Source organism: Pseudomonas sp. Tof1 (assembly GCF_055390395.1).
This window is the reverse complement of the sequence record NZ_AP024344.1, coordinates 3,666,066-3,691,313: the sequence shown is the minus strand read 5'-3', so window position 1 is coordinate 3,691,313 and position 25,248 is coordinate 3,666,066. Positions and strand designations below refer to the sequence as shown.

19 protein-coding genes and 7 pseudogenes are annotated in these 25,248 nt (G+C 62.2%); 7 read left to right on the top strand and 19 right to left on the bottom strand.

The window, feature by feature from the left end; translation table 11 throughout:
* Positions 1 to 2: 2 nt before the first annotated feature.
* From ACZ5KU_RS16435 to ACZ5KU_RS16425, 3 genes and pseudogenes are all read left to right on the top strand, one after another.
* The gene (locus tag ACZ5KU_RS16435) at positions 3 to 812 is read left to right on the top strand and encodes a CheR family methyltransferase (RefSeq protein WP_054059323.1); all 810 of its coding nucleotides are present in this window, start codon (positions 3 to 5) and stop codon (positions 810 to 812) included.
* Entirely contained in the window at positions 809 to 1,300 is a 492-nt protein-coding gene (cheD, locus tag ACZ5KU_RS16430) for a chemoreceptor glutamine deamidase CheD (protein ID WP_054062467.1), read from the top strand. Before ACZ5KU_RS16435 ends, cheD begins: the two co-directional genes overlap by 4 nt.
* 3 nt (positions 1,301 to 1,303) lie before the next feature.
* Positions 1,304 to 2,385, top strand: a pseudogene (locus ACZ5KU_RS16425) (protein-glutamate methylesterase/protein-glutamine glutaminase).
* Positions 2,386 to 2,476: 91 nt separating this feature from the next.
* Here the strand turns inward: ACZ5KU_RS16425 and ACZ5KU_RS16420 are convergent.
* The 14 genes and pseudogenes from ACZ5KU_RS16420 to ACZ5KU_RS16355 form a co-directional block, all read right to left on the bottom strand.
* Positions 2,477 to 3,556, bottom strand: coding sequence for a protein-glutamate methylesterase/protein-glutamine glutaminase (locus tag ACZ5KU_RS16420; RefSeq protein WP_054062468.1), 1,080 nt, complete (start codon positions 3,554 to 3,556; stop codon positions 2,477 to 2,479).
* Positions 3,553 to 4,062: a chemotaxis protein CheD gene (locus ACZ5KU_RS16415; protein WP_054059327.1), complete on the bottom strand. Its 510-nt coding sequence runs from the start codon at positions 4,060 to 4,062 to the stop codon at positions 3,553 to 3,555. Before ACZ5KU_RS16415 ends, ACZ5KU_RS16420 begins: the two co-directional genes overlap by 4 nt.
* Complete coding sequence (locus ACZ5KU_RS16410) at positions 4,055 to 4,864, bottom strand: CheR family methyltransferase (protein ID WP_054059328.1); 810 nt, start codon at positions 4,862 to 4,864, stop codon at positions 4,055 to 4,057. The genes ACZ5KU_RS16415 and ACZ5KU_RS16410 overlap by 8 nt, the downstream gene beginning before the upstream one ends.
* 13 nt (positions 4,865 to 4,877) lie before the next feature.
* The gene (locus ACZ5KU_RS16405) at positions 4,878 to 5,411 is read right to left on the bottom strand and encodes a chemotaxis protein CheW (RefSeq protein WP_054059329.1); all 534 of its coding nucleotides are present in this window, start codon (positions 5,409 to 5,411) and stop codon (positions 4,878 to 4,880) included.
* Between the two features lie 55 nt (positions 5,412 to 5,466).
* Positions 5,467 to 7,104: a methyl-accepting chemotaxis protein gene (locus tag ACZ5KU_RS16400; protein ID WP_416769075.1), complete on the bottom strand. Its 1,638-nt coding sequence runs from the start codon at positions 7,102 to 7,104 to the stop codon at positions 5,467 to 5,469.
* 29 nt (positions 7,105 to 7,133) lie between these two features.
* The gene (locus ACZ5KU_RS16395; RefSeq protein ID WP_054059126.1) at positions 7,134 to 7,655 is read right to left on the bottom strand and encodes a chemotaxis protein CheW; all 522 of its coding nucleotides are present in this window, start codon (positions 7,653 to 7,655) and stop codon (positions 7,134 to 7,136) included.
* A gap of 131 nt (positions 7,656 to 7,786) precedes the next feature.
* A pseudogene (locus tag ACZ5KU_RS16390) lies at positions 7,787 to 8,462 on the bottom strand (methyl-accepting chemotaxis protein); the annotation flags it as partial.
* Positions 8,463 to 8,567: 105 nt separating this feature from the next.
* Positions 8,568 to 9,212 (bottom strand): annotated as a pseudogene (locus ACZ5KU_RS16385) (methyl-accepting chemotaxis protein); the annotation flags it as partial.
* 398 nt (positions 9,213 to 9,610) lie between these two features.
* Positions 9,611 to 11,772, bottom strand: a pseudogene (locus ACZ5KU_RS16380) (chemotaxis protein CheA).
* Positions 11,772 to 12,077: an STAS domain-containing protein gene (locus tag ACZ5KU_RS16375; protein WP_054058752.1), complete on the bottom strand. Its 306-nt coding sequence runs from the start codon at positions 12,075 to 12,077 to the stop codon at positions 11,772 to 11,774. Before ACZ5KU_RS16375 ends, ACZ5KU_RS16380 begins: the two are co-directional and overlap by 1 nt.
* Before the next feature lie 13 nt (positions 12,078 to 12,090).
* Positions 12,091 to 12,459, bottom strand: coding sequence for a response regulator (locus tag ACZ5KU_RS16370; RefSeq protein ID WP_054058751.1), 369 nt, complete (start codon positions 12,457 to 12,459; stop codon positions 12,091 to 12,093).
* 9 nt (positions 12,460 to 12,468) lie between these two features.
* Positions 12,469 to 13,233: a methyl-accepting chemotaxis protein gene (locus tag ACZ5KU_RS16365; RefSeq protein ID WP_416773504.1), complete on the bottom strand. Its 765-nt coding sequence runs from the start codon at positions 13,231 to 13,233 to the stop codon at positions 12,469 to 12,471.
* A gap of 630 nt (positions 13,234 to 13,863) precedes the next feature.
* Complete coding sequence (locus ACZ5KU_RS16360) at positions 13,864 to 14,493, bottom strand: response regulator (RefSeq protein WP_416769074.1); 630 nt, start codon at positions 14,491 to 14,493, stop codon at positions 13,864 to 13,866.
* Positions 14,490 to 16,313: a PAS domain-containing sensor histidine kinase gene (locus ACZ5KU_RS16355; RefSeq protein WP_416769073.1), complete on the bottom strand. Its 1,824-nt coding sequence runs from the start codon at positions 16,311 to 16,313 to the stop codon at positions 14,490 to 14,492. Before ACZ5KU_RS16355 ends, ACZ5KU_RS16360 begins: the two co-directional genes overlap by 4 nt.
* Before the next feature lie 314 nt (positions 16,314 to 16,627).
* Here ACZ5KU_RS16355 and ACZ5KU_RS16350 point away from each other — a divergent pair.
* Positions 16,628 to 17,205, top strand: a pseudogene (locus tag ACZ5KU_RS16350) (DUF1349 domain-containing protein).
* Between the two features lie 111 nt (positions 17,206 to 17,316).
* Here ACZ5KU_RS16350 and ACZ5KU_RS16345 read toward each other — a convergent pair.
* Positions 17,317 to 17,760: a tautomerase family protein gene (locus ACZ5KU_RS16345; RefSeq protein ID WP_416769072.1), complete on the bottom strand. Its 444-nt coding sequence runs from the start codon at positions 17,758 to 17,760 to the stop codon at positions 17,317 to 17,319.
* A gap of 96 nt (positions 17,761 to 17,856) precedes the next feature.
* Here ACZ5KU_RS16345 and ACZ5KU_RS16340 point away from each other — a divergent pair, with 96 nt between their 5' ends.
* The gene (locus ACZ5KU_RS16340; protein WP_054058759.1) at positions 17,857 to 18,828 is read left to right on the top strand and encodes a GlxA family transcriptional regulator; all 972 of its coding nucleotides are present in this window, start codon (positions 17,857 to 17,859) and stop codon (positions 18,826 to 18,828) included.
* 40 nt (positions 18,829 to 18,868) lie between these two features.
* Here the strand turns inward: ACZ5KU_RS16340 and ACZ5KU_RS16335 are convergent.
* A pseudogene (locus ACZ5KU_RS16335) lies at positions 18,869 to 19,276 on the bottom strand (NAD(P)H-dependent oxidoreductase); the annotation flags it as partial.
* On the opposite strand from ACZ5KU_RS16335, the pseudogene ACZ5KU_RS16330 reads away from it, so the two are divergent.
* A pseudogene (locus tag ACZ5KU_RS16330) lies at positions 19,261 to 21,911 on the top strand (excinuclease ABC subunit UvrA). The pseudogenes ACZ5KU_RS16335 and ACZ5KU_RS16330 overlap by 16 nt on opposite strands.
* A gap of 157 nt (positions 21,912 to 22,068) precedes the next feature.
* Here ACZ5KU_RS16330 and ACZ5KU_RS16325 read toward each other — a convergent pair.
* Positions 22,069 to 22,455 (bottom strand): nuclear transport factor 2 family protein, encoded by a 387-nt coding sequence (locus tag ACZ5KU_RS16325; RefSeq protein ID WP_054058747.1) that lies wholly within the window; start codon positions 22,453 to 22,455, stop codon positions 22,069 to 22,071.
* A 249-nt stretch (positions 22,456 to 22,704) separates the two neighbouring features.
* On the opposite strand from ACZ5KU_RS16325, the gene ACZ5KU_RS16320 reads away from it, so the two are divergent.
* Positions 22,705 to 23,739 carry a GlxA family transcriptional regulator gene (locus tag ACZ5KU_RS16320; RefSeq protein ID WP_239687990.1) on the top strand — a complete coding sequence of 345 codons (1,035 nt, stop codon included), beginning with the start codon at positions 22,705 to 22,707 and terminating at the stop codon, positions 23,737 to 23,739.
* A 10-nt stretch (positions 23,740 to 23,749) separates the two neighbouring features.
* On the opposite strand, the gene ACZ5KU_RS16315 is transcribed toward ACZ5KU_RS16320, so the two are convergent.
* Both ACZ5KU_RS16315 and ACZ5KU_RS16310 read right to left on the bottom strand, forming a co-directional pair.
* On the bottom strand, positions 23,750 to 24,232 hold the full coding sequence (locus ACZ5KU_RS16315) for a YybH family protein (RefSeq protein WP_054063202.1): 483 nt from the start codon (positions 24,230 to 24,232) through the stop codon (positions 23,750 to 23,752).
* Positions 24,233 to 24,237: 5 nt separating this feature from the next.
* A complete protein-coding gene (locus ACZ5KU_RS16310; RefSeq protein ID WP_464735831.1) occupies positions 24,238 to 25,179 on the bottom strand; it encodes a DJ-1/PfpI family protein in 942 nt (313 codons plus the stop codon).
* Between the last annotated feature and the right edge of the window lie 69 nt (positions 25,180 to 25,248).

The following is a 25,248-nucleotide window of genomic DNA, read 5'->3' as shown; positions in this document are numbered from 1 at the left end:
ACATGTCAGACACCGCTTCTCTGGATGATCGTGAGTTCGGCCAGTTCCAATCCTGGTTGTACCGCGCGGCCGGTATCAATCTGTCGGTCGCCAAGAAGGCCCTGGTGGCCGGGCGCCTGTTCAAACGCCTCAAGCATTTCGAACTGGAGACTTACGGCGAGTACTTCAGGCTGATCATGAGCGATCAGAATATGGGGGAGCGGCAGGTCGCGCTGGATCTGCTGACCACCAATGAAACCTATTTTTTCCGCGAACCCAAGCACTTCGACTTCCTGCGTCAACAGGTCCTGCCCAAGGCCGCGCCAGGCAAGGTGTTTCGCGTGTGGAGCGCGGCCAGCTCCTCCGGCGAGGAACCCTACAGCCTGGCCATGACCCTGGCCGAACATCTGGGGACCACGCCCTGGGAGGTGGTCGGCTCGGACATCAGCACCCAGGTACTGGCTCGGGCGCGCACCGGGCATTATCCCATGGAGCGCGCTGGCACCTTGCCCACGCCGCTGCTGACCAAGTACTGCCTCAAGGGTGTTGGCCGCCAGGAGGGCACCTTCCTGATCGACAAGGCCCTGCGCAACCGGGTCAATTTTGTCCAGGTCAACCTCAATGAAAGCCTGCCCGAGCTTGGTGAGTTCGAGGTGATTTTCCTGCGTAACGTCATGATCTATTTTGACCAGAAGACCAAGAGCCAAGTGGTGGCCCGCCTGCTGCCGCGCCTGAAGTCCGGTGGTTACTTCATCATCAGCCATTCGGAAAGCCTCCACGGCGTGAATGACACGCTCAAGCTGGTGGCTCCGTCGATTTATCGCAAACCATGAAAAAGCCCGTAGATGTGAGTGAAGTGATATTGGCGCCAGGGCAGGTCAGCTTTGCCTCCCGGGCGACGCGCCTGCGTACCTTGCTGGGATCGTGCGTGGCGTTCACGTTCTGGCACCCGCAACGGCTGATCGGCGGCATGTGCCATTTCATGCTGCCGGCACGCTTGCGCCGCGGCCAGTGTCTGGACGGCCGCTATGCCGACGAGGCGGTCGAGCTGCTGTTGCGGCACGCGCGCGCCCACGGCACCACGCCGCAGGATTACCAGGTCAAGCTGTTCGGCGGTGGCGAGATGTTCCCCGAGCAGCGCCGCGCCGTGTCGACGCAGGACGTGGCCCGTCTGAACATCCGCGCGGCGCTGGACCTGGCCGAGCAGCATCGGTTGCACCTGGCTGCCCAGGACATGGGCAGTACCGGCTACCGCACGATTGTATTCGACCTGTGGAACGGCAACGTCTGGGTCCGGCATCAACCAATGGGAACCCTCTAGAACATGCCTAACAGAAAAATCAGCGTGTTGCTGGTCGATGATTCGGCCGTGGTGCGCCAGGTGCTGCTGACGATCCTCAACGACACGCCGGATATCCAGGTCATGGGGGCCGCCTCCGATCCGATTTTCGCCATGGACAAGCTCGCCCGGGAATGGCCGGACGTGATCGTGCTGGACGTGGAGATGCCCCGCATGGACGGCATCACCTTCCTGCGCAAGATCATGAGCGAACGGCCGACGCCGGTGGTGATCTGCTCGTCCCTGACCCAGAAGGGCGCGGAAACCTCTCTGCAGGCGCTGTCGGCCGGCGCCGTGGAGATCATCACCAAGCCGACCACCGGGTTGAAGAACTTCCTGATCGACTCGGCGGCCGAGCTGGTCGGGGCGATTCGCGCGGCGGCCAATGCCAACGTCAGGAACCTGGGCAAACGCAGCGCCCCCGTAACGCCTGCGCCGGTGCCCGCCAGCAAACTCAGCGCGGACGCGATCCTGCCCGCGGCCACCGGCCATGCCATGGCACAGACCACCGAACGCATCGTCGCCATCGGCACTTCCACCGGCGGGACCCAGGCTCTGGAAACCGTACTGACGGCGTTGCCGCGGGTGTGCCCGGGGATGGTGGTGGTGCAGCACATGCCGGAGAAATTCACCGCCTCCTTCGCCGAGCGCCTCAACAGTCTGTGCCAGATCGAAGTCCGGGAAGCACGCAACAACGACCGCATCCTGCCCGGCCTGGCCCTGATCGCTCCGGGCGGTAAACACCTGATGGTGACCCGTAGCGGTGCCTTTTACCACGCCCAGGTCATCGACGGCCCCTGGTCAACCGCCATCGTCCGTCGGTGGACGTGCTGTTTCGCTCCGTGGCCAAATTCGCCGGCAAGAACGCCACCGGCATCATCATGACCGGCATGGGCGACGATGGCGCGCGCGGCCTCAGGGAAATGCTCGACGCCGGCGCCACCACGGTGGCCCAGGACGAAGCCAGCTGCGTGGTGTTCGGGATGCCCAAGGAGGCGATCAAACTCAATGCCGCGCAGCGGATCATGGCGCTGCAGGACATTCACCAGGCGATTCTGCATAAGTGAATGGACGTGCTGCCAGTCGTGACGGATGGGGTGCCTCAACCCTCCTGACAGCTTTCAACCACCCTGGGGGGGCTGGCGCCGAGCGTTGAACTCAGGGATGGTAGCCCTTGAGGATGTAGGCCGGGATTTGCTCCAGAGGAATCTCCCGGTGCACCGCATCCAGCTTGCGAGCCTCCTTGGGCATGCCATAGACCACGCAGGAAGCCTCGTCCTGACCGAGGGTGTAGGCACCGGCGTCGTACATTTCCCTGAGCCCGCGCGCGCCATCGTCGCCCATGCCGGTCATGATGATGCCGGTGGCATTGGCGCCGGCAGAACGGGCAACGGAGCGGAACAGGACATCGACTGAGGGTTTGTGCCGGGATACCGGAGGGCCGTCGACGATATCCACCACATACTGTGCGCCGCTTCGTTTGAGCAGCATGTGGCGGCCGCCGGGGGCGACCAGGGCGCGGCCGGGAATCACACGGTCACCGTGGCGCGCCTCGCGCACTTCGATCTGGCACAGACTGTTCAGGCGTGCCGCAAAGGCGGCGGTGAACTTCTCTGGCATGTGCTGGACGATAACGATACCGGCACAGACCCGCGGCAGGGCGGTCAGCACATATTCCAGGGCCTGGGTGCCACCGGTGGAGGTGCCCAGGGCGACGATGCGTTCGGTCGTGCGGATCATGGCCGCCGATCCACCCTCGGGCAGGATCGCGTCGGCTGTGAGTTTGGGGGGGACGGCGGCCGAGGTGTGCGCTGCCGTGCCGACCATTCGCCCCAGGCTCGCCTGGGACGCAGCCTTGATGGCATTCACCAGCTCTTCGGTGGCCTCGATCAGGAACTGGCGCAGGTTGCCCTGGGGCTTGGTGACGATGGCGACTGCGCCGGCCGCCAGGGCCTCGATGGTGGTGGCGGCGCCCTTTTCGGTCAGGGTCGAGCAGATCACCACCGGGGTTGGCCTTTCGACCATCAGCTTCTTCAGGAAGGAAATGCCGTCCATGCGCGGCATTTCCACATCCAGCACCAGCACGTCCGGCCAGTTCCGGTTCATCCGCTCCAGTGCGAACAGCGGGTCGGCGGCGGCACCGATCACCTCGATGCCATTGTGGCCTGACAGACTGGCGGTCAGTACCTGACGCACGACTGCTGAGTCGTCAACGATCATCACCTTGATGTTTTTCATGTTGAGCGGGCCTCGTCATGCCGACTGGCAACTTGTTGAGGATGGGGTTGGCGCAATGCGATGTTGCCGCTCCACACGTCGAAGATCAGGCTGCGGTAGCCTTCGCCACCCACATCGCGTGCGTGGCAGGTCAAGCCATGGGCGGCCAGCAGTACCAGGCCGGCTTCGATGTTTTTGCGCCCGATGTGCTGGCGGCTGCGGCTTTCCAGCATGTTGCCGCCGCCGAACAGGCTGATCCGGTAGTCCCTGGCGTGCGTGCCACTCATGCGCACTTCCTGCAGCAGTTGATGCAGGGCGACATCGGCGTAGCGACTATCCGGTTTCTGATTCGGATGGCTGCAGGTCGGCAGCAGGTAGTGGCACATCCCGCCCAGCAGCGCCGCGCGGTGCCAGAGCACAATGGAGACGCAAGAGCCCAGCAGTGTGCGCAAGCGGGTGTAGCGGTCGCCAAAATACAATTCGCCCGGCTGCAGGAACACCTCGATGATGCCCTTGGGCTTACGCATGGGACCTCCGGTAGATCGAAGGGCGTACCGACTGCAACTCATCGCAGATGCCGTTGAGGCTCTCCGAATGGCTGATCAGGAAGTAACCGCCCGGACGCAGGCGCGCGCACAGGCGCTGTACTACCTGGCGCTTGGTGTCGGCGTCGAAGTAGATCATCACGTTACGCAGGAAGATCACGTCGAATGTTCCGACTTCCGGCAGCGTGTGGTTTAGGTTGATCTGGCGGAACTGCACGCGCTGCTTCAGCGCCGGCTCCAGGGTGAACAGGCCGTCGTTGCGACCGGTGCCCTGCAGGCAGAAGCGCTGGCGCAGGTCGCTTGGAATGCCTTGGGCATCGTCCAGGGGGTAGAGACCGGCGCGGGCCTTGTCCAGGATGCGGGTGCTGATATCCGAGGCCAGGATTTCCCAGGGCCGGCTGCGAACGGTGTCGGCCAGCAGCAGGGCCAGGGTGTAGGGTTCTTCTCCGCTGGAGCAGGCCGCACTCCAGATACGCAGCGGACCGCTGCCACGCTGCAGCTCCGTGCCCAGTTTCTCGCGCAGAAAGTCGAAATGCCTGGGCTCGCGGAAGAAGTAGGTCTCGTTGGTGGTGAGCAGATCGACAGCCATTTGCAACTCGTCCTTGTCCTTCATCAACAACCGGTAGTAGTCGCCGTAGCTGCCCAGACCAAAGTGGCGCAGGCGCTTGCTCAGCCGACCGGCGATCAACTGGCGCTTGGCCTCGGACATGGCGATGCCGGCGATCTCGTGGATCATGGCGCGGAACTGGTGGAATTCGGGGTTGGAGAGGCTGAGTTCGGTCATGGCGGGCTCCTGGTCAGGCCGACAGCGGCATGTTGCCGGCCCGGCCGACCTCGACCAGTCCCTGCAGATCGTCCAGGGACAACACCCGGCCGATGTCCAGCATCACCACCAGGCGGCCGTCGAGCTTGGCCATGCCGTGGATGAAGTCGGTGCGGATGTGGGCGCCGAAGCTGGGAGCAGGCTCCATGTCCTGGGTATTGATCTCGATGACGGCATTGACCGCCTCGACAACGATACCCATCACCTGGCGCAGATCATCGCGTTCCACCTCCAGGATCACGATGCAACTGCGCCGGTTGAGGGTGGTCTGCCCGGCACCGAAGCGTTGGCGCAGATCCATGATAGGTACTACGCCGCCGCGCAGATTGATCACCCCGAGAACGCACGACGGCATCATGGGGACGGGGGTCAGGCTGGCGCACTCGATGATCTCGCGTACGCTACGGGTGCCGACGGCGAAGACTTCCTCGGCCAGGGTGAAGGTCAGGTACTGCTGGGGTGCATCCGGCAGGGCGGCGTCGCCGGAGCGGCTGAAGAAGCTGGACATGCTGCGCTCCTGGGGGCACGGGCGGGTGCCCCGGTCACGGGATCGAGGGGTTGAATCAGTGCTGGAAACGGACGAACCCGGCGGGTACGGCGTCATCGAACAGGTCGTCGTCACTGCTTTCCACGACGCGGCGGGGAGCCTTGCGTGCGATGCCGACCTTACCCTTGGCGCCGGCTTCATGGCTGGCCTTGCCCGAAGAGCCGACCTTGAAGAAATCCATCAACTGTTGCAGTTGTTCGGCCTGGCTGCTCATCTCCTCGGCGGTGGCAGCCAGTTCTTCGGAGGACGAGGCCGACTGCTGTGTGATCTCGCTCAACTGGCTCATGGCGGTATTGATCTGGCTGACACCGGTGGTCTGCTCTTCCGAGGCGGCGGCGATCTCCTGTACCAGGTCGGACGTCTTGGTGATCGAGGGCACCATCTGGTCCAGCAGAGTGCCGGCGCGCTCGGCCAGGGACACACTGCTCTTGGCCACTTCACTGATTTCCTGTGCGGCCACCTGGCTGCGTTCGGCCAGCTTGCGCACTTCGGCGGCGACTACGGCGAAGCCCTTGCCGTGTTCACCGGCACGGGCGGCCTCGATGGCGGCATTGAGGGCCAGCAGGTTGGTCTGGTAGGCGATGTCATCGACGATGCTGATCTTGTCGGCGATGGTCTTCATCGCCGAGACGGTGTCGCGTACGGCCTGGCCGCCCTCACTGGCTTCGCGGGCCGCCTTGCCGGCCATGCCGTCGGTGACCTTGGCGTTTTCGGTGTTCTGGGCGATGGAGGCGGACATCTGCTCCATCGAGGCACTGGTTTCCTCCACAGACGCGGCCTGTTCGGAGGCACCCTGGCTCATGCTCTGGGCGGTGGAGGAAATCTGCTCGGAGGCACTGCTCAGGGCGTCGGCGTTGCTGCGTACCTCACCGATGATCTGGCCGAGTTTCTGCGTCATGTCCCGGATAGCGGCCAGCATGCTGCTGGTGTCGCCGCTCTTGGTCTGGACGTTGACGGTGAGGTCGCCAGCAGCGACGCGGCTGACCACCTCGGCCGCATAGGCGGGTTCGCCACCGAGCTGGCGCAACAGGTTGCGGGTGATGAACCCGCCCAGCAGGGCAATGACCACCAGGGTGATGATCGACACGGTGATGGAGATCAGCGCGGCCTGGTGACGGGTGGCGTCGGCACGCAGGGCGGCATCTTCGGCCATCTTCACGTTGTAGTCGCGGTGTTTGTTGAGTATCTCGCGCAGTGGCTCAAGCACCTTCTGGGTCAGGTCGATCATGGCATCCCGCGCTTTTTCGTTCTGATTGGCGCGAGAGAGTACAAGTATGGCCTCTTCACCTTGGACCAGGTCGGCAATCGCCTTGCGGTCGGTGTTCAGCAGTTGTTGATCCTGCTCGTCGGCGACCAGTTGGGCATACTTGTCAACGGCTGCCTGGACGTCGCTTTTGGTGGACTTTATAGCGGTATCGATATCCGCCATGGCCTTGTCGTCAGTGGTGAGAATGTGGCTGTAGACCAGTTGAATCTCGGTATTCACCGCGTTACGCAATTTGTTCAAGGCCACGATACTCGGTACCGAGTTTTCGTTGCCGAAGTTGGCGGCGGTGAAGACCTGATTCATCTGCTGATAGGAAATCCCCGAGAGCAGGAGAATGCCGAGCAGGGCAGACATCACCAGGAGGATCATTTTCTTGCTGATAGTCATTTTCATAACTCCTGTGCGCATCTGCGCAATCAAATGAGAGACAGTCGGGAGGGATTGCGTTGGCCGGCCAGCGAGGCGATCTGATCGACGTTCAGCACCTGCTCCATGCGCAGCAGGGTGAGGAAGCGTTCGTCCACGCGGGCCAGGTCTTCGATGTATTCAGGGGGTACGCGGCTGCCGAAGGCCGGAGCCTGTCGCAGCCAATGCGGTTCGATCTCGGTGACGGCATTGACCGAGTTCACCAGGGCACCCATCAACTGGACCTCATGGCTGTCCTGTAACTCGACGATGACAATGCAGGTGCGTGATCCCAGTTCGGTATTGCCGAGGCCGAAGCGCTCGGCCAGGTCGATGATCGGTACCACGGCGCCCCGCAGGTTGATCACCCCGCGAACCAGCGGCGGCATCATCGGCACGGCGGTGATGGCGTGGAACTCGAGGATCTCCCGCACGTAGCGGGTGGCTACGCCGAACAGGTCACGACCCACCCTGAAGGTCAGGTACTGGCGCTGTTGTTCTTCGTTGGCGACCGGTGTCGGATCGATGCTCATGAGTCAGCTCCTGAAACGGACAAAACCGCTGTCCTGCTCGTCGATGTGAAGTGCCGGGGCGCTGCGGTAGGCTTGCGTCGAGGGCAGTTGCAGACGCGAGACATTTCCCAGGCTGACGGTGTCAGCCAGTTGAAAAAAACGCATCAGTTCCTGCAGGCTGTTCGATTGCACGGTCATTTCCTCGGATGTCGCTGCAAGTTCCTCCGAGGCGGCCGCATTCTGCTGGGTGATATCGCTGAGTTGAGTCATGGCGGCACTGATCTGGCTGACACCGGTGGTCTGCTCTTCCGAGGCGGCGGCGATCTCCTGTACCAGGTCGGACGTCTTGGTGATCGAGGGCACCATCTGGTCCAGCAGGGTGCCGGCGCGCTCGGCCAGGGACACACTGCTCTTGGCCACTTCACTGATTTCCTGTGCGGCCACCTGGCTGCGTTCGGCCAGCTTGCGCACTTCGGCGGCGACTACGGCGAAGCCCTTGCCGTGTTCACCGGCACGGGCGGCCTCGATGGCGGCATTGAGGGCCAGCAGGTTGGTCTGGTAGGCGATGTCATCGACGATGCTGATCTTGTCGGCGATGGTCTTCATCGCCGAGACGGTGTCGCGCACGGCCTGGCCGCCTTCACTGGCTTCGCGGGCCGCCTTGCCGGCCATGCCGTCGGTGACCTTGGCGTTTTCGGTGTTCTGGGCGATGGAGGCGGACATCTGCTCCATCGAGGCACTGGTTTCCTCGACCGAGGCGGCCTGACTCGACGCGGCCTGGCTCAGGCTTTGCGCGGTGGCGGAGATTTCCTCGGCGGCATTGCTGAGCATGCCGGTGGACTGGTGGACCTGACCGATGACGTCGGCCAGTTTGCGTACCGTCGCATTGAGCGACTGTTGCAGCTCGTCCAGATTTCCGTTGTAGCGGCCGTTCATGGTGCGTGTCAGATCGCCGCTGGCCATCCCTTCGATCACGCTCATGGCTTCGCGCAGCGGGGTGACGATGGCTTCCAGCGTATCGTTGATGCCGTTGACGATGCGGCGGAAGTCTCCTTCATGGCGATTGGCATCGGCGCGGGTGTCGAGGCGACCGTCCAGGGCGGCCTGGCTGAGCATCTGGGTGTCTTCGATCAAGGCCTGGATGTTGCGCCGCAAGGTCTCGATGCTGTCGTTGATAAAAGCCTTCTTGCCTGGGAACTGCTCCAGCGGTGCGGTCAGGTCCCCCTCGCTGAAGGCCTTGATGCAGGCCATCGCCTTTTTCTTCACGCTGATATGGCCTGCGACCATGTCGTTGATGCCCTGGGCAATTTCTCCATAGCTGCCCTGAAAGCGCGAGGCATCGATGACTACGTCGATGTCGCCCTTGTCGTGCTCGTCGGCCATGCGGCGCATTTCGCTCAGCAGGCTGGTGAGGTTGCCACGCAAGGTCTCCAGGTTGTCGTTGATGAAGGCTTTCTTGCCAGGGAAGGCCTCCAGGGGAGCGCCCAGGTTCCCTTGGGCGATCGAGAAGACGCAGGCCATGGCCTTTTTCTTCACGTCGATATGGCTCGCCACGAGCGCATTGATGCCTTGGGCCATTTCACCGTAGAGGCCTGGCAGGCGGGTGTTCAGGGTGACATCGATGTCACCGCGTGCGTGTTCTTCAAAAACGTGTTGCAGGTTCTGTGCAAGCCCCTCTATCTGAACGCTGAGCTGTTGCAGGGAGCCTCGCAGTGAGCCGGCGATGGCGGGTGTGGGCGGTGTGGGGCTGGTTTCTCCACGCACCAGTTGCTGACCCAACTCGACCAGTGCCTGGAGGTCACCGCCGAGCTGGTTCGCCAGGCTGCGTTGCAGTAGCCATCCCTGAAGAGCGATGGCAATGGCTGCCACGATGGCGATAGGCATTATCACGGCGGCTGCCAGGTTCGATGCCAGGGTCAGGGTCATCAAGGCGAAGAGAGCGGTCGCGGTCAAGGCCAGGATGCGAATGGTGATGTTCATGGTTGGCTACTCCATTGGGGAAGGGCAACGCCTGAGGCAGTGGGGCGAGCGGGCTGTGTGAATTGAGCGAGCAAGCCGGGGATATCCAGGATCAACGCCACGGCGCCGCTGCCCAGGATCGTGAAGCCGGAGAGGGCCGGGACCTGCCCGAACACCTTGCCCAGCGGCTTGATCACGGTCTGGAATTCGCCCAGCAGTTGATCCACCACCAGGCCGGCACGCACCCCGGCATAGCTGACGACCACCACGTTCTCCCGACGGGGGCGCGGGCTGGTTTCGTCGAAGAGGTTGCGCAGGCGGATGAAGGGCAGCACGTCACCGCGCAGGTCCAACTGATCGAGGTCGTCGAGGTCGACGCTGGGCAGTTCGATGCATTCCTCGACCATGTCCAGGGGACCACGTAGCTGGAAGTGCCGACGCCGATCAGGAAGCCGTCGATGATCGCCAGGGTGAGCGGCAGGCGAATGCGCACGCGGGTGCCGACGCCCAATTGGCTGTCGAGTTCCACGGTGCCGCGCAAGGCGGTGATGTTGCGCTTGACCACGTCCATGCCGACGCCGCGGCCGGAGATGTTGCTGATCTGTTCGGCGGTCGAGAAGCCGGGCTCGAAGATCAGGTTGAAAATGTCCTTGTCCGGCAGTTGCTGGCCTTCGCTGACCAGGCCGCGCTGTATGGCCTTGGCGAGAATCTTCTGTGGGTTGAGGCCGCCACCATCGTCGCTCACTTCGATGACAATGCCCCCGGCCTCGTGATAGGCGTTCAGGCGCACCACGCCCTGCAGTGGTTTGTCGCTGGCCTGGCGTTGTTCGGCCGACTCGATGCCATGGTCCATGGCATTGCGCACCAGGTGGGTAAGCGGGTCGCCGATCTTCTCGACCACTGTCTTGTCCAGCTCGGTGTCCCCGCCGCTGATGTACAGGACGATGTCCTTGCTCAACTCCTTGGAGACGTCGCGCACCACCCGCTGGAAACGATTGAACGTGGTCCCGATCTGTACCATGCGCAGAGTCAGTGCGGAGTCACGCACTTCCTCCACCAGGCGCGAGAGCGTCTCGGCGGATTCGCTCATGCTCACCAGGCCGCTGCCCTGGGCGAGCATGCGGGTGTTGGCGCCCGCGATGATCAGCTCGCCCACCAGGTTGATCAGTTGGTCCAGCTTGCCGGCATCGACGCGTATCAGGTTGGCTTCACCGGAAGCACGCGTGGTTTCCTTGGCGGGCTTGCCCACGACGCTGCTGTCGCTAGGGTCGGCGCTGCCCGCTGCGTCGGGGACGGTGGCTTGCGTGGATTCGGTGGCTGGCGTGGCGCTTAGTTGGGCCAGCTCGGCCTCGCTGAGGGTGCCGCAACGCAACAGGCGCTGGCGCTGGGCATCGCCTTCGTCGAGTTGTTCGGCCAGCAGCTCGGCATAGCGGGCAAGCGAGTCGCCGGGGGCCAGTATGCGGATACGTCCGTCCTCACGGACAAAGTCGAAGGCGCCTTCGATCACCGCCCGGTCGGCCTCGCTGGCGAAGGCCACTTCCAGGCCCAGGTAGCAGGCTTCCGGGTCAAGCGCGTCGAGCACGGGCAGGTGATCGACTACCGGCTCGACGTGCCGCAGCTCACCAAAGGTGCGCAGGTAGCGAACGAAGGCTACCGGGTCCATCCCGTTGCGCAGGCTGTCGATACCAAAGCGCAGGGACAGGTGCCAGTGCCGGCTGGCAACCCCATCGCCGGATAGCGTCGCCGGCTCTACGGAGGCTGGAGCGGTGTGTGCGGCCGCCACGCCCAGGTACTGGCTGAGCCGTGCCACCAGTTCCGCTTCATGAAGGCACCTGTCTTGCGGCAGTTCGGTCAGGTCGAGTCCCTCGGCAACATGGTCCACCAGGCCGGTGAGGTGGTCGCCCACCAGCAGCATCAGGGCACTGAGATCGGCGCTGAATGGCAGCTCGCCGGCGCGGACGCGGTCCAGGACGCTTTCGGCCACATGGGTGAAGGCGACGATGGAGTCAAAACCGAACAGCCCGGAGGAGCCCTTGATGGTATGGGCGGCACGGAAGATGGCGTTGATGAGTTCGGGGTCATCCGGGGACTGCTCGATCTGCAGCAACGCATCCTCCATTTGCAGCAGCAATTCCCGGCTTTCGGCGATGAAGGTGCCGATCACATTGTCGAGATTCATCAGTGCGCCCCTTCGACAGGGAGCAGGTCACGTAGCCCGCTCAGTTGCAAGATCTCGGTCATGGCCGCGCTGGCCCCTACGAGGCTGAGGCTGACCTGCTGGCGGCTGGCTTCCTTGCAGGTCGCCAGCAGCAGTTGCAGGCCGGCGCAGTCGACTTCCTCGATGGCGCTGAGGTCCAGGTGCAGGTCGACGGCGCCCCGCAAGGCGTTGGCCAGCAGGAGCTTGGTGTCGGCAGCGGTATAGATCGTCAGTGCGCCGTCCAGGGCCAGGTGGCGACTGCCATCGGTGGTTTTGAGTGTGTTCATGGTGGTCTCCGGGTCAGGGCAGGATCAGCTTGGAAACGGCCGTCAGCATCTGCGCCGGCTGGAACGGTTTGACCACCCAGGCCTTGGCGCCTGCAGCCTGGCCTTCGGCCTTCCTGGCGTCGCCGGACTCGGTGGTGAGCATGATCACAGGGGTGAACTTGTAGGCCGCCAGTTGCTTGACGTTCTTCACAAACGTGATGCCGTCCATGTTCGGCATGTTCACGTCGCTGATGATCAGGTGCACTTTGCGCCCGTCGAGCTTGGTCAGCGCGTCCTTGCCGTCAACGCCTTCCAGCACTTCGTAGCCGGCGTTTTTCAGCGTCATGCCAACCACTTGGCGGATGGAGGCGGAGTCGTCGACGATCAGAATGGTCTTGGGCATGGCCTGTCCTCAGAAAAAAGTGATGTCGGAAGCGGAATCGGCCACGCCAGCACCGCTCTTGCGGCCGCTGTGGATGGCGTGCTGTTCGGGTGTGGTGTAGGTGCGAGAGAGTTCGTCGAGCCAGGAGCGGGCATCCACGTGGCGGGCCTCTTCCTCTTCCAGATGCAGGGCCAGGCGTCCGATGTCGTCGCGCATGTGGCCGAGCATCTGGCTGACACGGTCCTGGAACTGCAGTGCAACGAGCACCTCGCCGATCTCTTCTCCAACCGCGGCGTTGTCGTTGTGCAGGGCGTTGCCCTGTTCCACCAGGCGGTTGGCACTGGAGTGGAAGAGGGCGATCACCTGACGGATCTCCTGGCTGGCCTGCTCCAGAATGCCGGCATCACGGCTGGCATGTTCGTTGGAGAGCTGCAGGGCACGTTCGATGGCGTCGCTGACGGTCTCGATCGTGTCGGCAATTCGCTGGCCGGTTTCCTCGGAGAGGGTGGAAAGCTTGCGCACCTCGTCAGCGACCACGGAGAAGCCACGACCAGCCTCGCCGGCCCGTGCGGCTTCTATGGCGGCGTTGAGCGCCAGCAGGTTGGTCTGCTTGGCGACATCACCCACTTCCTTGGCCATCGTGCGCAGTTGGGCGGTGTAGCTGTTCAGCCGCTCCATTTCCTGCAGCGTGCGCTCCTTGCTGGAGAGCGCCAGGCGCAGTTGGCTGACGATGCCAGCGAGTTCCGCTTCACTCTGGGCGAGCAGATTTATCAGGGAGTCGCTGTCGGCTTGCATGCCGTTGGAGGCTGCGGCGCTGATGCGGCCGGCCAGGCGGGAGAAGCGTTCAGACAGCGCCTCAATGGCGGTCTGGGTCTGATGGCGGGCAGATTCGATCTGCGCCGACCAGATGGGCGCGATGCGGATGCACAGCTCCGCCAGTCCCCGGACATGCCGTTCGGCATCGACACAAGCGCTTTCGGCGAGCAGCTCGCTCTCGGCACGGCTCAGCCTGTGTTCGTAGGTGTTGCGGTAGCGGGCGAGGACGAAACCGAGCAGCAGAGTAGGCGCACCAGCCGCCAGGGCCCAGGCCGGAGAGGGAAACCGACTGGCCAGCCAGAACAGTACCGCGCAACCGAAACCGCAAAGGGCGATGGGGCGCCAGGAGGTACTGGAAGTTTGGTTTGGACTGGTCACTGTCACGCTCCTTCAGAACACAAGACCCGCCGAGGTGTCGTGCTGCGGGGGTGTGCTCAGAATGGGCGTGCGGTGCGCTGGGTTCTATCGTCCTTTCCCGGTGATGGCATAAGGACATCTTTCTTTTGTGTAGGGATTTCCTTAGGGCAGATGTTACGGCTGTCTAAAGGCAGGCCACGGGCGCTGTGCCACAGGGTGCCTGTGAGGCGACGGGCTTCCTGAAGGGGCGGGTCAGGCCGTCAGGCCGTGGGCCATGGCGTACTTGATGATCTCGGCGTTGCAGGTGAACCCCATCTTCTCCATCAGCCGAGCCTTGTGGGTGCTGACGGTCTTGTTGCTGATGACCAACTGGTCGGCGATCTGGTTGACGCTCAGGCCCTTGCCCAGTAGTCGCAGAATGTGAAACTCGCGATCGGAGAGCTGAGTGGCGGCATCGTCCGAGGGGCTGCTGCTGGCGAAGGCGAGCTGCTCGGCAATGCGCGGGTCCAGGTAGCGGCCACCTCCTACAACCTTGTGGATCGCGGCGAGAAGGGTTTCCGGGTTGTGGTCCTTGGTCATATAGCCGTTGGCGCCGGCGCGCAAGGCGCGCTGGGCTATCTGTGCCTCGTTGTGCATGCTCAGGACCAGAATGGGCAGGTTCGGATAGCGGTTATGCACGCGGCTGATCAGGTCTTCACCACTGAGGCCGGGCATACTCATGTCCAGCAGTAGCAGGTCGCATTCACCCTCGCGCAGCCGTTCAAGCACCTGGGCGCCATTCTCGGCCTCCGCCGCCACCTGAAGACGGGTGTCGAACTCGATCAACTGCTTGAGGCCGCCACGCATGATGGCATGGTCGTCGGCTATGAAAATTCGGATCATACGGTCTCCCTGGGCCCGCTGATGGGAAAGGTGGCCTGTACCGTGGTGCCATGGGCCGGATGGCTGAAGACCACTACCTCACCACCCAGGCTGGCACCGCGCTCGCGCATGCCGGCCAGTCCGAAAGAATGCTTGCCGACGCTGGCCGGGTCGAATCCATGACCATTGTCGGTAATGTCAAGGACATAGCGGTCGTCGACGTACTCGAGGCTGATGATCGCACGAGTGGCACCGGAATGGCGTGCGATGTTGGTCAGGGCTTCTTGCACGATGCGAAACGCAGTGGTGGCCTGGCTGTCGTCCAGGGGCGGCGTACCGCTGGGGGCCTGCAATTCACAGACGATGTGAGTGTGGTGGCTGTGGAAGTCGTCGATCAGCCATTCCAGGGCGGGATACAGGCCCATGTTGAGCACGGCGGGTCGCAGGCTGGTGGCAATCGAGCGGACCACGCCGATGGTGCGGTCGCACAACGCCATGAGCGATTCAACGCCATCGCCAAGTCCTGGTGCCTGCTCGCCGTGTTTCAGACGCAGCAGGGAGATGCCCATGCGCAGGGCTGTCAGGTGCTGGCCCAGTTCATCGTGAATTTCCTGGGCGATCAGCTTGCGCTCTTCTTCACGGGCGCTTTCCCGGCGGCTGGAGAGTTCGCGCAACTGACGGTTGCTGGCGGCCAAACGCCGTTCCGCCTTGCGGATGCCGCTGATGTCGCGTGCCACCGAGATGACGCTGGTGATCTCGCCATCCGCGTTCCGCTCCGGCACAAGCTGAATGAGGTAGTGGATCTGTTGTTCGGTCGGCCCGTCGATTCCGTGGATCAGTTCTTCCTCCATGGGCTCGCCTTTGGTGGCAACCTGGCGCACCAGGTCGGCCATGATATCGACTTGGGAATTGTCGCCGAACGCCTCCCTTGCCGGTCGGCCGCGTGCCTCTACCAATGGCAGTCGGCAAAGCGCTTCCAGGGCCGGGTTGGCATAGATCAGACGGAAGTCCGGGGTTAGCCGACCGATGGCATCGGGGGTGTTCTCGATCAATGCTCGCAACTGCCGTTCGTTGCGCAGGAGGGTGCCCGCGATATGCCGTTGTTCGGAAAGGTCGTGGATCAGCGCCAGGCAGTATGTGTGTCCGTCGTAACGAAAATGGCTGAACTGAATGGTGACATAGCGGGAGGATTCCTCGCCAGGCACCGTCAACTCGCAACTGAACACCCGTTGGTTTTCCGGGGCCTCTTGCAGGCTCTCATCGTCAGTCAGAAGGTCCGCCAGCTTGCCTGCAACCGGTCCCAGGAGCGCTGCCAAAGACTGCCCCAGCAGACGCTGGCGCGTCTGTGCGCAGAGTCGGCAGGCGGCTTCATTGAGGTAGCGTATGCAGCGCTGGCTATCGAGCAGCAGCACTCCATCAGCGGTGAAGTCCAGAGCGTAGCTCAGTAGGTAAATCTGCTCGGCGCGATGGCGATAGCTCAATGACGGTTGTAGGCGAATCATGCAGTGGGAGGGGGTGCCGGTGTCGTCGTTGATCACTTGCATGCCCAGGTGGACCCATTGGTTATCACCTTCTGGTATAGCCAGCCGGATCTCGCCGACCTCCAGGCCTGAATGCCGAACCCGTACCCGCTCGAAGGCTCGGAGCACGGCTTGGCGGTCACGCGGGTGCAGCAGGGACTCCAGCGAGGCGCCCAGCAGGTCCGACTCGGAGCGGCCGAGCATTCCCTTCAGGGCGGGATTGACATGCTGGATCCGACCGTCCAGCTCCAGCAGGGCCAGGCCCACCGAAGAGGACTCGAACGCCCTGCGAAAGATACCTTCTTGCGTGCAGTTCTCCATGACCGCCTCGACCATCTTGTTATACGACCGCAGGAGTATGGATCATCTGTCCATGAAGCAAGTGGCTTGTTGAAACTTTCTTGACCTTGGCGCATCACTTAGGGAACTGAGCTATCTCAGGTATTTCGTTGCCATAACAGAGCAAGAGCAGCCGAGACCGGGCCTCTATCCGGGTCAAGGGACGAGGGAGGCAAGACCAGTCTTGTTGATCAAGTCGTAATCGCTCACCAGCAAACCTCGGTGATCAAGTGGTGGAAAGCATTTTAGGGCATAAAAAGGCAGACGCAGCGCTCGCTCGGAGATTTGAAGAGTCCATTTGGCGCAATACCCGCTGGCTCAATGAGCCGCGCCATTATCTCGCGTATTCAGACGATTCGCTGGAGATGATGACCCATTTTCAGACGGATTTCTGGCGTGAAACCCACTATGGCTTCATACGGGACAGCGGACACTTCCTGGCGTTTGAAACCGATGGAGGCTTTACCGCACAGATCAGGATCAACGCCGATTTTCGTGAGCTTTACGACCAGGCGGGAATGATGGTCCGGCTCAATGAGGAGACCTGGGCGAAAGCGGGTATGGAATTCAGCGATGGCCATCCAATGATCAGCAGCGTCCTGACCCAAGGCAAATCGGACTGGTCGCCAGCGGCCTTTACTGGAGACCCCGCCGACTTCTGGCTCCGCATGACGGTATCCGAAGGTGTGCTGCGTGTGCAGTATTCGACCGATGGGGTGAGTTGGCCACTTCTCAGGCTTGCACCGTTTCCAGAGGCAAAAAGTTACCAGGTCGGCCCGATGTGTTGCACTCCGCAGCGAGAGGGTTTGAAGGTGAAGTTTTCCGAGTGGTCGTTGACCCCCCATTGGGTCGAGATCTGCATGATTTGAGCTAGTCGACAGGTCGAAGGCCGGCGATTAAACAATGCATCGAGTTGGCTGCCGGCGCTGTCCAGGTTCTTCGGTTTTTTCGATTGTACCCAGGCGTTGATGAGGATTTCTGTCTGTCAGGGGGCAAGATGCCCATAACCGGCGGCACGGGTGAAATCGGCAAGATGCCAAAGGCTTCCGTTCGCTCCCCAGGTGCCATCGGCGACGTCCACCAGTTGTATCGATGTCATCAGCATGCGCCGATCATTCGGTTCCCGGCATTGTTCGACGGCCTGGTGCAATGCCTGCACATAGTTCTTGCGCATCCGCTCGTCCAGAACACCGGCCGGCACCTTGACCCTGAGGATGCAGGGAATGGCCTGGGCATGCAGGTTCACGCCACCGCAGAACCAGTCTTCAGCTCGAACCTCTTCGATGAGTACCCAGCACAGGGCGCGCTGGCGGGGGGCATTGCCGATGTGTTCGCAGGCGATTGCGACCTCGCTGACGCGCTGCAGCAGGCGCTCGCGTTGCGGCTCACTGAACGCTCCGCAGGGTACCTTGATCAGGATATTGGGCATGGCTGAAACCTTGTCGATGGAAGGAGGTGCTATTGGGCCAGCTCCCCGACCGCTGCAACAGTGACCGATCTGTCTCTTTTCGTGCATAATCGGTCAATGCATGATTTCACCCTTATCGTCACACCGGGTGCATTCGCCTCCAGCGTCTGCGCCACCCTGGATATCCTCGCCACCGCGAAAGCCGTTGCGGAGCGTCGCGGCCTGGCCACGCCACGTTGGCGTGTGTGCGGCCCTCAACCCGGATGGGTGGGAGTGGGGCATGGTCTGCAGTTGCCCGTGGAGCCATTCAAGGCCGAGGTCGAGGACAACTCCTGCTGGGTCATACCCGGAATCGGGGTCAGTGATAGCGGGATGCTCGAGCAGCGCCTGAAGGAGCCCTGGGTGGCTCCCTTGCTGGGGGCGTTGAACTCGCACATCGCAAACGGCAAGGAGGTGGCCGCCTCCTGCTCGGCGGTCTTTCTGCTGCAGGCGGCGGGGCTGCTGGAAGGCCGGAGCGTGACGACTTCCTGGTGGCTGGCTCCGCATCTGCAGAAGATGGCAACGGGCTGTCGTGTCGACCCGGATTTCATGGTGCTGGCCGATCCTCCCCTGACCACGGCGGGTGCCGCGTTCGCTCAAACCGATCTGATGCTGCACCTGCTACGCAGGCGTCTGTCGCCTGAAATAGCCGATTGGGTGAGCAAGGCCCTGCTGCTGGATCGCCGGCAATTGCAGTCCCCGTTCGTAGTGCCCGCCATGATGGTGCAAGGCAATGCCCTGGTCTCACACCTGACCGCACAGATCGAGGCTTCTTTGCCGGATCTACCGGGAGTGAGGGCCCTGGCCGCGAGTGTCGGCATGTCCGAGCGGACCTTGTCGCGCCACGTCCACAAGGCCACGGGGCACTCCACCCGGCAACTCATCCAGCGGGTGCAGTTGCACAAGGCGCGGGCACTGCTCGAATCCGGCGAGCACTCCGTCGAAGCCGTCTCGGCACTGGTCGGATACCAGGATGCAACTGCGCTGCGGCGTTTGATGCGTCGGTTGTTGAACGCAACTCCGCAACAGTTGCGCCTCTCTCCGAGATGACCTCGGTACGCCCCCCATCATCGTCACTGCCGTTGTCGCTTTCCTCGTACGCCCAGCCCATCGAAAACACACGGTCGATCCAGCCTTTGAGCAAGGCGGGGAATGACCACCAGCAGATCGGGTAGACGATGGCCAGGGCATCGGCACGCTCCAGTCGTTGCTGCTCAGCCGCGACGTCAGCCGGCGCCGCTGCCTGCTTCATGAAAAGCGCCTGGTCCGCCCGGTTGAAGCGCGGATCGAGCCCTTCGTCAACAACTGCGGCTTGAAATCTGTGCCATTGCACCCGCGCAACGCACCGACCACACTCACGAGCCAGACGGGGTATCGCGAAGGAAACCGTTGCCCGCTCGATAATGCGGCATCGCCAGCATGAGTTGCGGTTTACCCGCACCTTCAGCGCGTTGCCCTCCACGAACAGCAGGACAGGAACACATGCCAAACCCTTCATACGGTGAATCCTCATGCAGCGCTGCGGCCAGTGGCCAGGTGGAAGTGCGTGGCGCGCGGGAACACAACCTCAAGAATGTGGATGTCGCCATCCCACGCAATGCGCTGGTGGTGTTTTCCGGCGTGTCCGGCTCCGGCAAGTCCTCGCTGGCGTTTGGCACAATCTACGCCGAAGCGCAGCGGCGCTACTTCGAGTCGGTTGCACCGTATGCGCGGCGACTGATCGATCAGGCGGGCGTACCTGATGTCGATGCCATCGACGGCCTGCCGCCAGCGGTGGCGCTGCAGCAGCAACGGGGTGCGAGCAATGCGCGTTCCTCGGTGGGCAGCGTGACCACACTGTCCAGCCTCGTGCGCATGATGTACTCGCGTGCCGGCACTTATCCGGCCCATCAGCCGATGCTCCATGCCGAGGACTTTTCGCCGAACACGCCGCAAGGCGCCTGTCCGGCCTGCCATGGTCTGGGTCATGTGTACGAGGTGACAGAGGCCACCATGGTGCCCGATCCCTCGCTGAGCATCCGTGAGCGCGCCATTGCGGCCTGGCCGCCGGCCTGGCATGGCCAGAACCTGCGCGACATCCTGGTCACTCTGGGCTACGACGTCGATCGTCCCTGGAAGGATTTGCCGAAGAAGGACCGGGACTGGATTCTTTTCACCGAGGAGACACCCACGGCGCCGGTCTATGCGGGCCTCACGCCGGCCGAGACCCGTGAGGCGCTCAAGCGCAAACTCGAACCCAGCTACATGGGGACCTTCACGGGCGCCCGGCGCCATGTGCTGCACACCTTTGCCAACACCCAAAGCGCACTGATGCGAAAGCGCGTATCGCGCTACATGGAGGGCCGGCTGTGCCCGGCCTGCCATGGCAAGCGACTCAAGCCCGAGGCGTTGTCGGTGACGTTTGCCGGGCTGGACATCGGCGAGTTCATGCAAATGCCCTTGGATCGCTTGGCGGCCTTGCTCGAGCCTGTTGCCCTGGGCGATTTCCCCGCTCACACGGCACAGGAAACGAGCGATCGCGAGGTGACACGGCGTGACCGTGCCGAGCGTGCCGCCAACCGTCGAACGGTTCATGCGAGCGCGCCTGACGTGCGGCGCACCAGCACGCTTTCGCAGGAAAAGCGTCTCGCCGCGCAGCGCCTGGCGGGTGGTGTGATGGCCCGTCTGCGCCAGCTACGCGGATTGGGTTTGGGCTACCTCACCCTGGACAGGGCGACGCCGACGCTGTCGGCTGGCGAACTGCAGCGTTTGCGCCTGGCCACGCAACTGAGCTCCATGCTGTTCGGCGTGGTATACGTGCTGGACGAACCTTCGGCGGGCCTGCACCCCTCTGACAGCCAGTCCCTGTACGACTCACTGGACACACTGCGCGATGCCGGCAATTCGGTCTTTGTCGTGGAGCATGACCTGGATCTGATGCGTCGTGCGCAATGGCTGGTGGATGTCGGGCCGGACGCGGGAGAGCGTGGCGGCCGCGTGCTTTACAGCGGTGTGCCGCAGGGGCTGCGTGAAGTTGCCGAGTCGCATACCGCGCGTTATCTGTTCGACGAGATCCCCGCGCCGCTCAGCCTTGAGCGCGAACCGGCCGGATGGCTGGAACTGCACGGCATTCGGCGGCACAACCTGCATGGCGTGGACGCCCGCATCCCGTTAGGGGTGTTGACGGCGGTGACGGGCATCTCCGGGTCGGGCAAGTCCAGCCTGTTCGCCCAGGCCCTGCCGGAGTTGCTGCTGCTGCACCTGGGGCACGAGCCGCAGGACGATGCGGCGGAAAGTGCCGAGGGTGAAGGCCCCACCGTGCTCGAGGTTACCGGCGGTCATCTGGCCGGAGACCTGGAGGTTGTCCAGCGCCTGGTTCAGGTCGACCAGAAGCCGATTGGCCGCACGCCACGTTCCAACCTGGCCACCTACACCGGTTTGTTCGATCACGTGCGCAAGCTGTTCGCCGCCACGCCGGATGCGCGCCGTCATCGCTATGATGCCGGGCGGTTTTCCTTCAATGTGGCAAAGGGGCGTTGCGAAACGTGCGAAGGGGAGGGGTTCGTCAGCGTGGAGCTGCTGTTCATGCCCAGTGTCTACGCACCATGTCCGACCTGTCATGGCGCGCGCTATAACGAGGCCACGCTCGCCGTGCGCTGGAATGGGCGCAATATCGCCGATGTACTGTACATGACCGTGGAAGAAGCCCATGACTTCTTCGCGGGCGAAGAGGCCATCGCCCGCCCGCTGCGGCTGTTGCGTGAGATCGGCTTGGGTTACCTGCGACTGGGGCAGCCCGCCACTGAATTGTCCGGGGGGAAGCGCAGCGCATCAAGCTCGCCACGGAGCTGCAGCGAAGCCAGCGAGGCCGCAGCCTTTACGTGCTCGACGAGCCGACGACCGGACTGCATGCCGCGGATGCCGACCGCCTGCTGCTGCAGTTGCAGCGCCTGGTCGAGGCCGGCAACACGGTGGTGATGATCGAGCACGACATGCGCGTGGTGGCCCAGGCCGACTGGGTGATTGACGTGGGGCCAGGGGCCGGGGACACCGGTGGTCGTATCGTGGCGGCCGGTACGCCCCGGCAGGTAGCGATGGCGTCGGGAAGTCGGACGGCTTCGTTTCTTGCCGAGGCGCTCAGGCGCGTGCAGTAGGAGGGGCATGCTGTCGGGGGCCCGGTACAGGGCATTCTCTGAGTAAGTCACTGCCGGGGCGCCTGACCAGGCTCTGCACGACATGTATCTGCGCTCACCCAGGCTGCGTTGAAAACCGCCTTGCCTGGCCTTCGCTCGAAAGTATTTCGTACAAACCCTAGTCATACCGTTGGAAAATCTTGGAGATGATTTTCCACTGGCCATCAACCTTCAGCAGCGAAAGAAAATCGTGGAAGCTGGCGCCCATGACGTCGTTTTCCATGTCCACACGGACAACGGCGGCGGTGGGCGCAATAGCCAGGATATCCAGGCGGCTGCGAGCATTCGGTGACGCTCCCAACGACTCGAAAAAACTTTCGAATACGGGAATGGCCGGTCCCTGAAGCAGGTCATTACCGCTGTAGCCCCACATGATGGCGTCCTGGTGAAAGGCGCTGTTGATTCGCGCGATGTCTGCCGTGCGATAACCCTCGATATAGGCTTGTGCTGCCCGAATCACTGCGTCGTATTCGGTGGTGGCGATGGGTTTCAGATGTGAAGTCATGATTTGGCCTGCATGTGTCAGTGGTCATGGCCGGCGTAACACCTTGTGCGCTGATGAGCCGGCTGAAACGGGCTGATGTTTCCAAGCCCAGGTTTCGGGGCGTGCCCCTCAATGAGAGGCGTGGCCTATCCAGGCCCGCTTCAGGGGGCAGCGTCCGACTGACTCTACGGACAGGCTGGCGCAGCACAAACGACGTTTTTCCCTCATTTCAAGCCATATTGGAGCAGGGTCCATTGGCTCCTTGTCGGAATGATTTACCATCAGTTCATCGTGGATCTTTCCTCCCTGCTCCTGGAACAACTGATCATGCATCGGATCGGATTCTTCGTTTGCCACGGCCATGACGCGCTCGATCTCGCCGGGCCACTTTCGGCGTTCAACCAGGTGGTCACTGTGGCAGGTCAAAGTCCCTATGAGCTGTGCGTGGTGTCACTGACGGGTGGAAGCGTGTCGGGAAATACGGGACTGCCCATCGAGACTGCGGTTTATGAGGGAGAAACCTTCGATACCGTGGTTTTCGTCGGGGGGGACATCGCTCCGATGCGGACCGTCGAGACGGTCATCGCCGCGAAAGTTCTGAGCGCGAACGCTGCCCGGGTGGCCAGCGTCTGCACGGGGGCGTTTCTGCTGGCCGAGACCGGGTTGCTGGACGGAAGAAAGGCAACCACTCATTGGCGATATGCAGCGCAATTGCGGTCCAACTTTCCCAGAATCAAGGTCGAGGCCGACAGTATCTACATCATGGATGGCCATGTCTGGACTTCCGCCGGTATCGCCTCCGGGATAGACCTTGCCTTGGGGATGATCGAGAAGGATATGGGCGCCGACGTGGCGCGTGGGGTCTCAAGGTTATTGGTGGTTCCCTACCGTCGTCCGGGGGGACAATCCCAGTTTTCCGAGATGTCGCAAATGGACCCGCAATCAGACCGGATTCGGATTGCATTGAATTTCGCCCGTGCCCATCTGGCTGAGCCACTGCCGGTAGAACGGCTCGCTGACGCTGCTCGACTGAGCTTGCGGCAGTTTGGACGGGCCTTTCGCCGAGAGACCGGAGAAACGCCTGCAAGGGCGGTGGAGCGCCTGCGGGTAGAAGCAGCGAGGCTGCGGTTGCAGGATGGCAGTGAGCCGATCGAGCAGATTGCGCTGGCGGTGGGATTTGTCGATCCGGAAAGGATGCGCCGGGCCTTCATCAAGATCCATGGTCATCCACCCCAGTCTATCCGGCGCCAACGCAGAGACGGGCTGAAAGAAGATGCCCAACCCGCCCCTGCGTGTGTGGAGTGACCTTCAATGCTCAGGGGTTGAGCGGCTTCGCAGCCTCATTATCGTTCCACATGTCCCGATGAAGTTTCCATTCTCCGTTCTGTTTCAAAAAGATCAGGATCTGTTTGCCCCGGTACTGGACCTTGCCCGTGTGATCACGAACAACCGCATCTGACACTTCGGTAACCGCCCGGTCATCGCCGTAGAACTCGTAATCGCTGAAGGTGACCGTATTGGGCTTTTTGCCCACGAAGGCCTCTGTAAAGTACGCAACAATCGCGGCGGGCCCCACGACCCGTTCCCCACCCGGTTGCAGCAGTGCGCCATCTTCGGTGTACAAGCGCCCGATGGCCTGGTAATCCCCGTTTTTATACGCTTGGGCCCAGCGAATGTTTTCAGCCTTGATAGCTGTTTCGGTCGCAGGCTGCACATTCGCGGCGCACGCGAGGGAAGAAGCTGTGGTGAGCAGGATGGCAGCGGTTGATACAGTGATTTTCCGTGTGATGATCGGCATGTGTTTCAGTCCACAATTTTTACATCAGAGGTGACCAGGAGGCTGACCAGGGGCCGGCCTCCTGGCGTGGAGACTTCATTTGACGCCTGGAATCCGAGCGAGCCCTTGGATGCTCCGGGAAGGTCCTTGTCGACCATGGCAATCACCTCGGGCCTGGCGTCTCTTGGGTGACCAGAGTGGAATGGCGGCGCAGGATCGTATTCGATCGCCAATTGCGTGAACTCGGCAGCTGTTTGGCCTCGCAGCTTCGCTGCGACGCGCAGAGCAAAGTCGATACCTGCTGTCACACCGCCACCACTCATGAAGCGGCCGTTATCGTCTTCCACGAAGCGATCAGGTACCGCAATCGCGCCGTACTCGCCAAGCTTGTTGATAAAAGCCCAGTGGCAGGCGCTTTTCTTGCCATTGAGAATACCGGTGGCGGCCAGAACCAGGGATCCGTTACACACCGAGGTGACGTGTTTGGCGCTTTCGGCCAGGCGGCGGATCTGTTTCTGATATTCCGGTTGCATCGGGACCGACAGATCCGACCCTCCAGGAACAAGAATCAGATCCGTTTTTTCGATATCAGCCAGGCGTTCGGTGTTTCCATAGACGACCCCGAATTCCAACGTCACGTTTCCACCCTTGACGCTGGCATAACGCACCTGGGTATTGGGAAGCCGGTGGAAGATTTCACTCGGGCCAGCAAAGTCGAGCAGTGTTCCGCCATCGTAAGTGACTATCAAAATAGTGAGCGGGTCATCAGGGGACATCGCGGCAGGCTGGTTCGGCTGAGCCAAAGGTTTTGCAGTGGCGGCAGATGCTGACGCGACAGGAGCAAGCAACGTGCTTGCGCCGAACATGGCGCCCAAGGTCGCCACGCTGCCGAACTTGAGAATGTTGCGACGGGAATGCCCAGCCTTTAATAACTGGTCGAAACCCTTATCATCATTTTTGTCAGTCATGATAAAAGCACCCATATTGTGAATCAAAGTAAGCAATACCCAGCCAATCAAACATTACAGTGGGTTGTA

Bases quoted from the DNA above. Each gene is read 5' to 3' on its own strand.
- ACZ5KU_RS16365 (WP_416773504.1), bottom strand. From the start codon at position 13,233: ATGCAAGCCGACAGCGACTCCCTGATAAATCTGCTCGCCCAGAGTGAA.
- ACZ5KU_RS16340 (WP_054058759.1), top strand. From the start codon at position 17,857: ATGCATGATTTCACCCTTATCGTCACACCGGGTGCATTCGCCTCCAGC.
- ACZ5KU_RS16360 (WP_416769074.1), bottom strand. From the start codon at position 14,493: ATGATCCGAATTTTCATAGCCGACGACCATGCCATCATGCGTGGCGGC.
- ACZ5KU_RS16310 (WP_464735831.1), bottom strand. From the start codon at position 25,179: ATGACTGACAAAAATGATGATAAGGGTTTCGACCAGTTATTAAAGGCT.
- ACZ5KU_RS16315 (WP_054063202.1), bottom strand. From the start codon at position 24,232: ATGCCGATCATCACACGGAAAATCACTGTATCAACCGCTGCCATCCTG.
- ACZ5KU_RS16400 (WP_416769075.1), bottom strand. From the start codon at position 7,104: ATGACTATCAGCAAGAAAATGATCCTCCTGGTGATGTCTGCCCTGCTC.
- cheD (WP_054062467.1), top strand. From the start codon at position 809: ATGAAAAAGCCCGTAGATGTGAGTGAAGTGATATTGGCGCCAGGGCAG.
- ACZ5KU_RS16355 (WP_416769073.1), bottom strand. From the start codon at position 16,313: ATGGAGAACTGCACGCAAGAAGGTATCTTTCGCAGGGCGTTCGAGTCC.
- ACZ5KU_RS16420 (WP_054062468.1), bottom strand. From the start codon at position 3,556: ATGAAAAACATCAAGGTGATGATCGTTGACGACTCAGCAGTCGTGCGT.
- ACZ5KU_RS16345 (WP_416769072.1), bottom strand. From the start codon at position 17,760: ATGCCCAATATCCTGATCAAGGTACCCTGCGGAGCGTTCAGTGAGCCG.
- ACZ5KU_RS16320 (WP_239687990.1), top strand. From the start codon at position 22,705: ATGATTTACCATCAGTTCATCGTGGATCTTTCCTCCCTGCTCCTGGAA.
- ACZ5KU_RS16435 (WP_054059323.1), top strand. From the start codon at position 3: ATGTCAGACACCGCTTCTCTGGATGATCGTGAGTTCGGCCAGTTCCAA.
- ACZ5KU_RS16370 (WP_054058751.1), bottom strand. From the start codon at position 12,459: ATGCCCAAGACCATTCTGATCGTCGACGACTCCGCCTCCATCCGCCAA.
- ACZ5KU_RS16325 (WP_054058747.1), bottom strand. From the start codon at position 22,455: ATGACTTCACATCTGAAACCCATCGCCACCACCGAATACGACGCAGTG.
- ACZ5KU_RS16395 (WP_054059126.1), bottom strand. From the start codon at position 7,655: ATGAGCATCGATCCGACACCGGTCGCCAACGAAGAACAACAGCGCCAG.
- ACZ5KU_RS16410 (WP_054059328.1), bottom strand. From the start codon at position 4,864: ATGACCGAACTCAGCCTCTCCAACCCCGAATTCCACCAGTTCCGCGCC.
- ACZ5KU_RS16375 (WP_054058752.1), bottom strand. From the start codon at position 12,077: ATGAACACACTCAAAACCACCGATGGCAGTCGCCACCTGGCCCTGGAC.
- ACZ5KU_RS16415 (WP_054059327.1), bottom strand. From the start codon at position 4,062: ATGCGTAAGCCCAAGGGCATCATCGAGGTGTTCCTGCAGCCGGGCGAA.
- ACZ5KU_RS16405 (WP_054059329.1), bottom strand. From the start codon at position 5,411: ATGTCCAGCTTCTTCAGCCGCTCCGGCGACGCCGCCCTGCCGGATGCA.